The organism is Cellulomonas bogoriensis 69B4 = DSM 16987, assembly GCF_000767165.1.
Taxonomy (GTDB): Bacteria; Actinomycetota; Actinomycetes; order Actinomycetales; family Cellulomonadaceae; genus Actinotalea; species Actinotalea bogoriensis.
Window position 1 is genome coordinate 1 of the sequence record NZ_AXCZ01000220.1, and the last position, 3,683, is coordinate 3,683.

The window sequence follows — 3,683 nt, forward strand, 5'->3', positions numbered from 1 at the left end:
CACCGCCCAGGCCGAGGCCGAGGCGTCCGCAGCCCGGGCCCGCGCCGAGGCGGAGCTCGTGGAGCAGCAGCGTCGCGCCGAGGGTGCGCTCGCGCTCGCCCGTGCCGAAGCCGAGGGCGTCCAGGCACGCGGTGAGGCCGAGGCAGCAGCCGAGCGCGCCAAGGGTGAGGCACGAGGTGCAGCGATCAAGGCCGAGGCCGACGCGTACGAGACGTTCCCCGAGTCGGCGCGCCTGCAGCTCGTCCTGGAGGCCCTGCCCAAGCTGGCCCAGCCCTACGCCGACGCCCTGGGCAACATCGACAACGTGACCGTCATCGACAAGGACGGCGCCTCACGGGTCACCGGCCAGGTCTCCACCGGTGTGCAGGAGCTCGCGTCCCTGCTCAAGGCCCAGACCGGCATCGACCTGCTCGAGCTGATCCGCGGCCGCGACACCACCGGGAGCTGACACACCGGGACCCCGTAACCGAGAACAACGCACCCCTTGTTCTCGCTTAGATCCATAAGTGAGAATAGCGAGGTCGTTGTTCTCGGTTACGGAGGTCACCCGGTGCCGCCTGACCAGCCGCTCGGACCTCCCGCGTCCGTGCCTCCCCACGGGCACGAGACCCTTCCCTGGCGGCCCGCCAGCGGCCGGCGCGGCGAGATCACCTCGTACGAGGCATCGATCCCCCCACGGATCGCGGACCTGGACCTGGCCGTCTCGACGGCCGCCAGCGAAGCGACCAGGCAGGCGGCGGTGGCCGTCGGCACGCTCGAGCGCACCTACGCGGGACAGGTCTCGACCTTGGAGCCGTTCCTCCTGCGCACCGAGGCCATCGCGTCCTCCCGCATCGAGGAGGAGCTCACCACCGTCGACCAGCTGGCACGCGCCCAGTACGGGATCCGCGCCCCCAAGACCGCGCGAACGGTCAAGGGCGCCATCGACGGACTCACCCTCATGGTCGACCGGGCCGCCCACGGCGTGGAGCTGGTTGACATCCTCGCCGCCCACGAACCCCTCATGGCCAACGACGCAGAGGAGAAGCGGGACGCCGGCAAGCTTCGGCGGGTCCAGAACTGGATCGGCGGCTCCAACCGCTCACCGCGGGGAGCGGTACACATACCCCCAGCAGCTGAGCGCGTCCCCGACCTCATGGAAGACCTCCTGCAGTTCATGCGCCGCACCGACATGGATCCTGTGGTGCAAGCCGCCGTCATGCACGCCCAGTTCGAGTCCATCCACCCCTTCACGGACGGCAACGGCCGCGTCGGACGGTCGATGATCAACGCCCTGTGGCGGTACCGGGGCATGACCCAGGAGATGGCTGTGCCGATCGCCTCAGCGATCGTCGCCGACCGTGACCGGTACTTCCAACTGGTGAACGACTACCGCACGGGGCAGGTGGAACCGCTCGTGCTGTTCCTCGCTGATGCGGCATCTCGGTCCGCGGCCGAGGCCTCCGTCTCGGCGGAACGCCTGATCGCCATGCCCGAGCAGTGGCGGGAACGAGTCCGCGCACGGGCGGGTTCTGCCGCCGCAGCTCTGCTCCCGCTGCTGCCACGACACCCGATCGTCGACGCCACGGACGTCATGCGGCTGACCGGCGCCTCACAGGCCCGCGCGTACACGGCGATCGAGAGGCTGCAAGAAGCCGGCGTCCTGCGCCCCATCACCTCGTCCAGACGTGACATGGCGTGGGCTGCGGGGGACGTCCTCGACGAGGCCGACGTGATGGTCGACCGTCTTCGCTTCGGCTGACCCACCCCGAGCGACCGCCCTCGCTCAGCGGGCACCGAGCATCGTCAGGGCGAGGATCGACGGCTCGACGGCGTGGACGGCGTGCGGGGCGCGAGTGGTGAGGTGGATGAGACCACCGGGACGCAGGTCCACCGCCCGCCCGTCCGCCGTCACCTCGAGACGCCCGCGCAGCACCTGGAGCAGCACCGGCATCGCAGCGGTGTGCTCGGTGAGCTCCTGCCCCGCGTCGAACGCGAACAGCACCACCTTCACGCCCTCAGCGCGCAGGACGGTGCGGGACACCGTGGCCTCCGTCTGGATCTCGACCAGACCCTCCAGGGCGTCCAGGTCGACCATCAGCGGATCGGGGGACGACGTCGTCTCGGTCATGCGGACCTCCCGTGTCAGACGTTTCAGGTGGACAGGCCCCGGAACGGTGGGCCGTTCGGGTGAACCGTACTGTCATGATCTTCCGGCACTGCCCGTGACCGTGCACTCTTGGCGTGCCAGGCACGGTCGGGGGCACCCGGGCCCGGTCAGAGCGACGCCCCACAGCACGCACGGGGGCTCACATGCGCCGATCACGAGTGATCGCAGCAACCATCACCGCTCTCCTCACCCTGGGCCTGGTCGGGACCCCGGCAGGGGCGTCACCGTTGCACGACCCTGCCACCCAGACGAGTCTGCGGAATCTCGTCACCGCCATGGAGTGGTATGCCGCCTTCGACGGGGGCAACCGGTTCACCGGGGTGACGGAGCGCGCCCTCGCGGGCTGGGGGTGGCGTCCCACGGCGAACAAGTACGTGGAGATCACGATCGAGAACGACGGACGCGCCTGGCGTGCGACCGCCCAGGACGTCCGGGCCGGGGCGCGCGAGTTCACGTACACATCGGCAACTCCCGTCAACGGCGTCTCCCGCGGGTCGGTGCAGCTCTCGTCCCCACAACCGCCCGCGAACCCACCGACGGCCGGCGTGACCATCATCGACGTAGCCGACGCGATAGACATCGACGCCCTGGCACGCGCTCTGGTCGCCGCAGGTGTCAGCACCCGCGCCGTCTGCGAGGCGTCGCTCGCAGCCCAGGGGACCCACCTGGCCCGGTCGACGGTCCCCGACCACGTCCTGGCGTGCGAAGCGGCCGCGGCCGCACCTAACGCCACCATGCGCACGGTGCTCGCGGCACTGATGCGCGCCGGGGGCGCCGTAGCCGTCCAGCTGGTAGCGCTCGAGTTCGTCGGCACGGGCGCCCAGCCCACCACCCCGCCGTGGGTCGGCGACCCCGACGGCCCACCCACTCCCCGCCCCACACCCCCGTCGCTCCCGGACGACATCTGGAAGGTCGTCCCCAAGGCCGAACGCTTCGCCCGGGTCAACCAGGTCTCCCCCGAGCACGCCCGCACCGCCGTCGAACGGTGCCTCACCCAGCTCACCTACGCCGGGCTCGACGCCCACAAGCGCTGCGACGACGCGCCCACCTTCTACGGCGGCCGCTCCGACACCCCTGAGGCCACCCAGCACGACGCGGAGGCCATCAGCAGGCATCCCCAGTGGAGCCAGCTGAACCGTAAGGAGCCGGCGAATTCGCGCGACTGGCTGCGCGACGCACCCGAATGCGATGGAAACAGCAGGGAAATCCACTGCGACGAATTCCCGTTCGCGTCCACTCGGCAAGGCGGCGCAAGCGCGTCGCCACCTGTATCACTGAAACTCATCTCACGGGCCGACAACGCAGCCCAGGGATCCAAACTGGCAATGTTCTACGCTACTTGTGGAATCTCAGATGGGGATACGTTCCTTGTCGTTCCGCTTCCGGAGGTTCCCGGGATTCCTCGTGAAAGCCAGGCGCCAACGCTGGCGGTCTGCAACGGGAGGTGAGATGACCGACCTCGACGAGACGGTCGCGGCGCTCCACTCCTGGGAGGCGCGCCTCCGCGCCCTGGGCGCCGCCGTCGTCGACCGAC

At 70.1% G+C, this 3,683-nt stretch carries 4 protein-coding genes; 3 read left to right on the forward strand and 1 reads right to left on the reverse strand.

Annotated elements, in window-relative coordinates:
• Positions 1-448: flotillin domain-containing protein (locus N869_RS13585; protein WP_035062461.1), on the forward strand; the 448-nt coding region annotated here is incomplete at its 5' end.
• A 102-nt stretch (positions 449-550) separates the two neighbouring features.
• Positions 551-1,741, forward strand: coding sequence for a Fic family protein (locus N869_RS13590; protein ID WP_052105573.1), 1,191 nt, complete (start codon positions 551-553; stop codon positions 1,739-1,741).
• A 24-nt stretch (positions 1,742-1,765) separates the two neighbouring features.
• Here N869_RS13590 and N869_RS13595 read toward each other — a convergent pair whose 3' ends face one another.
• Entirely contained in the window at positions 1,766-2,110 is a 345-nt protein-coding gene (locus N869_RS13595) for a cupin domain-containing protein (RefSeq protein ID WP_035062462.1), read from the reverse strand.
• A 314-nt stretch (positions 2,111-2,424) separates the two neighbouring features.
• On the opposite strand from N869_RS13595, the gene N869_RS13600 reads away from it, so the two are divergent.
• Complete coding sequence (locus N869_RS13600) at positions 2,425-3,597, forward strand: NucA/NucB deoxyribonuclease domain-containing protein (RefSeq protein ID WP_198026084.1); 1,173 nt, start codon at positions 2,425-2,427, stop codon at positions 3,595-3,597.
• Positions 3,598-3,683 lie beyond the last annotated feature (86 nt).